At 59.7% G+C, this 5,140-nt stretch carries 5 protein-coding genes; 2 read left to right on the top strand and 3 right to left on the bottom strand.

Annotated features, from left to right (window positions below):
* Positions 1 to 128 precede the first annotated feature (128 nt).
* The gene (locus EBBID32_RS10510) at positions 129 to 1,415 is read right to left on the bottom strand and encodes an acyl-CoA dehydrogenase family protein (protein WP_006956112.1); all 1,287 of its coding nucleotides are present in this window, start codon (positions 1,413 to 1,415) and stop codon (positions 129 to 131) included.
* A 359-nt stretch (positions 1,416 to 1,774) separates the two neighbouring features.
* Here EBBID32_RS10510 and istA point away from each other — a divergent pair, with 359 nt between their 5' ends.
* Together istA and istB are read left to right on the top strand one after the other, a co-directional pair.
* The gene (gene istA / locus EBBID32_RS10505; protein ID WP_006956109.1) at positions 1,775 to 3,313 is read left to right on the top strand and encodes an IS21 family transposase; all 1,539 of its coding nucleotides are present in this window, start codon (positions 1,775 to 1,777) and stop codon (positions 3,311 to 3,313) included.
* A 15-nt stretch (positions 3,314 to 3,328) separates the two neighbouring features.
* Positions 3,329 to 4,093 carry an IS21-like element helper ATPase IstB gene (istB, locus tag EBBID32_RS10500; RefSeq protein WP_006956108.1) on the top strand — a complete coding sequence of 255 codons (765 nt, stop codon included), beginning with the start codon at positions 3,329 to 3,331 and terminating at the stop codon, positions 4,091 to 4,093.
* Between the two features lie 87 nt (positions 4,094 to 4,180).
* Here istB and EBBID32_RS10495 read toward each other — a convergent pair whose 3' ends face one another.
* Both EBBID32_RS10495 and EBBID32_RS10490 read right to left on the bottom strand, forming a co-directional pair.
* Positions 4,181 to 4,480, bottom strand: a complete 300-nt coding sequence (locus tag EBBID32_RS10495; protein ID WP_006956105.1) for a putative quinol monooxygenase — start codon at positions 4,478 to 4,480, stop codon at positions 4,181 to 4,183.
* 12 nt (positions 4,481 to 4,492) lie between these two features.
* Positions 4,493 to 5,140: GMC family oxidoreductase (locus EBBID32_RS10490; RefSeq protein ID WP_231382165.1), on the bottom strand; the 648-nt coding region annotated here is incomplete at its 5' end.

Here is a 5,140-nt window from a genome sequence, read left to right as displayed (position 1 = left end):
CCCTCGAACACCGAACTTGCCGCCTCTACGTCGGCCGCAAATAGCGCCTCGGCGAGCTTAAATTCCAAATTTTCACCCATGTCTCTGTTCGCTTCCGATTGGCTAGGCGGGGAGCGCGCTAAAGCGGCTTAAACGCGCAAATCTTCCTTTTTGGCAGGAGGAAAGGGATCTGTCGCCGAACGGCCCATGCCCAGGACCCAGCGGGTCCCACGCTCGGTCACGATGTCCCAATCCATGCCCGGCCAGCTCACCATTACATCGACATCGCGCATGTAACGCGGGAGAGGATTGGCCAAGTTGAAGGCACTGGAGCCGACGCCGTCCATAATCGATCGCACTGCATCCTTGCAAAGGTGCCCAATCGTGACGAGATCAAGGCTCAACTGCCCCTCCTCCTCCAGCGACCAATCCAGCTCGGCATCGCACTTAGCCGCGGTTCGCGAGAGCACGTCCTGCCAGAGCAGATCGGCACACCTAACGTTCTGGCGGGCGCTGCTCCAGCGGACACGTGATTGTTCACGATCGAGCCGAAGCAGCCCGAACAGCTTGGATTCCTCCATCCGCGTGCGACCGAGTTCAATTACCGCCTCTGCCGAGCCCAGCATTATGCTCGCCACCATGAGATACAGCGGAAGAAGCAGTGGGAAGCGGTAGATCGATTCCTCGTGAACTGCTCCTGGGTGCAGTGAAGGCGATTGAAATATGTCGGTGCGAATCGCGCGTTGGTCGGGTACGAAGAGATCTTCTGCAGATACGCTGATACTTCCCGTCGCCGCCATTCCCGTGAAGTGCCAGTCATCGTGAAGCGTGATATCCGCGTGCGGCAGCAAAAAGGTGTAAGGTGTCGGCTGCCCTTCCTCATCCACGAAGGACGTCACGAGCGTCCAGTCGGAATTGCAGGCGCCAGATCCATAGCCCCACTTCCCGCTCAACCTGTAGCCGCCATCAACCTTCACGGCTTTGCCAAACGGAAGCAGCGAAGCCGCCGCCCGGATATATGGCCTCTCGGCTAGCAGTTCCTCCTGCAGTCCCAGATCCATTCGACACAGCATCCAGTTGTGCTCGATCAGGAACGATACCGCCCACGCAGTCGACGCATCGCCGTGCGCCAGGCGGCGTGCAATCCGGCACAATGCGTCCAAGCCTAGCCCATGGCCTCCGTGCTTCTTGGGCACCATCAGCTGTAAAAGCTCCGCCTTCTCGACCTCGGCGATAGTCTCGTCAGGGATTCTCCTGATCTGTTCGGCCTCGCGTGAACGAGATCGGATGTTGGGGACCATTGCGTCTATGCGCCGAAGCAGCTCCTCGGTCAGTTCATTGTTATCCAAGTTAGGCTCCATCTTGCGCATGACATTCATCTCTGTGTCTCCGATCTCCATGCCGCGAGGCACCATCGGATCGATCGGGCGGCGCATAGGCACCGTCGTCCTGAATCAGACTATTGCTTCGCGAACCCAAAGGTTGGGGACAGTGCTACGGACACGTCGCGAGATTTTCGCCTAACTATCGATTGCCAAGCCATCCTTGGCCCGGAAGCATGGCGGATGACAGCGCGCGCATGCATTACAGGGACTGCACGTCGAGAGGCTCGAGAAAACTCACGTGCGCGTTTCGCGTGATCGCGGGCACTGATTTCATCTGATCGCGGGCAGCGATTTCACGGGAAGCCGGGCACCTATTTCACACGATCGCGGGCACTGATTTCGCGCGATCGCGGGCAGGCATGACCAACGAACTGCAGTTACTCCGCCTCCTGAAACACAGGAGGATTGGAATGCCGACAGGACGTTTGACCATGCGCCGTATTCGCGACGTTTTGCGATTGAAGTTTGCCCAAGGGCTGAGTGAGCGGGCGATTGCGTCCTCGCTTGGGCTTGGGAAAGGGAGTGTGGGCACGTACCTGCGGCGCGCCCGGGATGCTGGACTGGGCTGGCCCCTGCCGGAGGGGCTGGATGATGACAGCCTTGAGCTGCTGCTATTCCCGAACGCTTCAGACGTGGCCGATCCAGACCGGCCAGTTCCGGATTGGGCCGTAATTGATCAGGAACTGCGCAAGCGCGGGGTCACGCGCATGTTGCTGTGGCAGGAATACCGGGCACAGCACCCCCACGGATTTGGCTACACATGGTTTTGCACCCACTTTGACGCGTGGAAAGGCCGTGTACGGCCGAGCATGCGGCAAACGCATGTGGGCGGCGAAAAGGTGTTTGTCGACTTCTCCGGCGACACGATCGAGATCGTTGACCCGGCAACCGGTGAGGTGAAAGCGGCCAAGCTGTTCGTCGCAGCGATGGGGGCCTCAAGCTATACCTACGCCTTGGCTGTTGCCAGCGAAGGGCTGGAGGATTGGATTGCGGCCCATGTGGGGATGTTTGCCTATCTGGGCGGTGTGCCGAAGGTGGTCGTACCCGACAACCTGAAATCGGCTGTGATTAAGCCGGACCGCTATGATCCCGGCTTGAACCGGACCTATGCTGAAATGGCCGGGTACTACGGCACAGCAATCCTGCCGGCGCGCGTGCGAAAGCCAAAAGACAAGGCCAAAGTCGAGGTAGCCGTGCAAGTCGCCCAGCGCTGGCTCCTGGCAAGGTTGCGCAATCGCAGGTTCTTCTCACTAGCCGAGCTGAACACTGCCATCCGGCCATTGCTCGACGAATTGAACATGCGCGTCATGCGTGACTATGGCGCCAGTCGCGCTGATTTGTTCGCCACATTGGATCGTCCGAACTTGCAGCCGCTGCCCGCCGATCCCTATGTCTTTGCGCGCTGGAAACGGGCCCGTGTCGCCCCCGATTATCACATCGAGGTAGATCGCTGCTGGTATTCTGTGCCGTTCAACTTGATCCGGCAGGACGTGGACGCGCGGGTTACTCATGCCACGGTAGAAATCTTCCATCGTGGCAAACGCGTCGCTAGCCATCTGCGCGATCCCGGACGGCGTAGTCATGTCACGGCGGCCGAGCATATGCCGTCGGCGCACCGCCGCTATGCCGAATGGTCCGCGACGCGCATTCTGAACAGCGCCGCAAAGCTGGGGCCCTCCGTGGCTGCGTTTTGCGATATCGTAATGCAGGACAGGCCGCACCCCGAACAAGGCTTCCGAACCTGCCTGGGCGTGCTGTCGTTGGCCAAAAGCTTCGAGCCCCGGCGGATCGATGCCGCATGCCGCCGGGCCGTCGCCATCAAGGCCCGATCGGTCGCATCCATCCGCTCGATCCTGAAGACCGGTCTTGATCAGGCTTTCCTGGAACCAGACCCCGAAGAGCTGCCGCTGCAACACCGCAACATCCGCGGCCAGAACTATTACCACTGACAGAGGAGATTACTGTTGCTGTCCCATCCCACTTGCGACCGTCTGGAGGCTATCGGGCTTTCCGGTATGGCAAAGGCACTTCATGAACAGCGGCGCGTTGGCGCGACGTTTGAAAGCCTCAGCTTTGAAGAAAGGCTGGGATTGCTCGTCGATCGCGAAGCTGCAGAGCGTGACGCCAAGAAGCTGGCTACGCGGTTACGTTTTGCCGCCCTGCGCCACGCGGCCTGTGTTGAAGATATCGACATGCGCAGCCCTCGCGGCATTGATGTCGCGGTGATGGCGCATCTGATCGATGGCAGCTGGATCAACCGGCACGAAAATTTGCTGATCACAGGGCCAACAGGGTTGGGCAAAAGCTGGATCGCCTGCGCACTGGGCAACAAAGCTTGCCGTGATGGTCGCCGGGTTGTCTATCATCGCGTGCCCCGCCTGTTCCAGATGTTGGCCATAGCCAAAGGCGACGGACGACATGCCCGCGTTCTCAAAGCCATCGAACGTACGGAACTGCTCATCCTTGATGATTGGGGGCTCTCAGTCCTGACGGCAACAGAGCGACGCGATCTGCTGGAAATCCTCGACGATCGACAAGGTCGGGGCTCCACCATCGTCACCAGTCAGCTTCCGGTGGATCAATGGTTCGAGGTTATCGGCGATCCCACCCTGGCAGATGCGATCCTCGACCGCCTGGTCCACAACGCTCACCGCCTAACCCTGAGCGGCGACAGCATGCGAAAAAAGATGAGCACCATGAAATTGCTTGACCAAAGCCTTCAGCCCTGACTCAATAACACCCGTTGGCCAGCCTGCCCGAGGGCGCGAAATGGCTGCCCGCGATGCCGTGAAACGCGTGCCCGAGATCGCGCGAAATCACTGCCCAACTTCCGCGAAATGCGCACTCACGCCGATCGGATCATCGAGCAGCGGCAGGATGCTGGCCCGATAGGCCTTGTAGTGGTCGGTCTCGCGGTGAAAGGCGACCGCGTCGTCATCTCGATAACGTTCGATCAGATGAAAAAGCGTTCGCCCTTCGTGATCGGCCTTGAAGAGATCATAGCGCAAATTGCCGGGTTCGGCCCGCGTGTTCGGCACCATAATGCGCAGGATAGCCTCGACTTCGGCTTCGTGGCCGGCCTTTGGAAGAAAACGTACGAACACGATCTTATTCATCTCAATTATCCTTCATGGTGTTGATTGGCGATCTTGTGCGTGCCGGACGAGATCCGACGCCTTCTCCGCAATCATCATCACGGCCGCGGCCGTATTGCCGCGCACGACATTGGGCATCACCGAAGCGTCGATGACGCGGAGGCCGTGAAGGCCGTGTACGGATAGCTGTGGATCGACGACCGCACCCTTACCCCTGCCCATCGCACACGTGCCGACTGGATGATGGACGGTCACGGCCGTCTGGCGGATCGCGGCTCGCAGTTCGTCAGGCGTTATGGCGTCGGGGCCCGGCACTATCTCCCATGCCTCCATCCGCGTGAACGCCTTGCTCGCAAAAAGACGGCGGCTGAGCGCGATGCCCGCTAGCAGAGGTTCGAAATCGCGTTCGTCAGCAAAGAACTTCGGATCGATCAGCGGCGCGCTACGCGGGTCGGCACTTGCCAGGCGCACTGAGCCCCGGCTCTTCGGGTGAAGGAGTACGTTCAGAATGCCATAGCCGTGTCCCAGCGGAATGGGAAAGCCCGACGCGTTGCGATGTGCGGGCATGAACACCAGTTGGAGGTCGGGCACCTTTTCGTCATGTCGAGTGCGGACCATGCCGGTCGCTTCGAACGGCTCTGTTGCAAAAATCGTGAAGCTTGAGCATGCTTGGCGGAGATT

It is taken from the genome of Sphingobium indicum BiD32 (assembly GCF_000382885.1).
Classification (GTDB): Bacteria; Pseudomonadota; Alphaproteobacteria; order Sphingomonadales; family Sphingomonadaceae; genus Sphingobium; species Sphingobium japonicum_C.
Note: the sequence above shows the minus strand (reverse complement) of the source record. Positions and strands in the feature narration are given on the sequence as shown.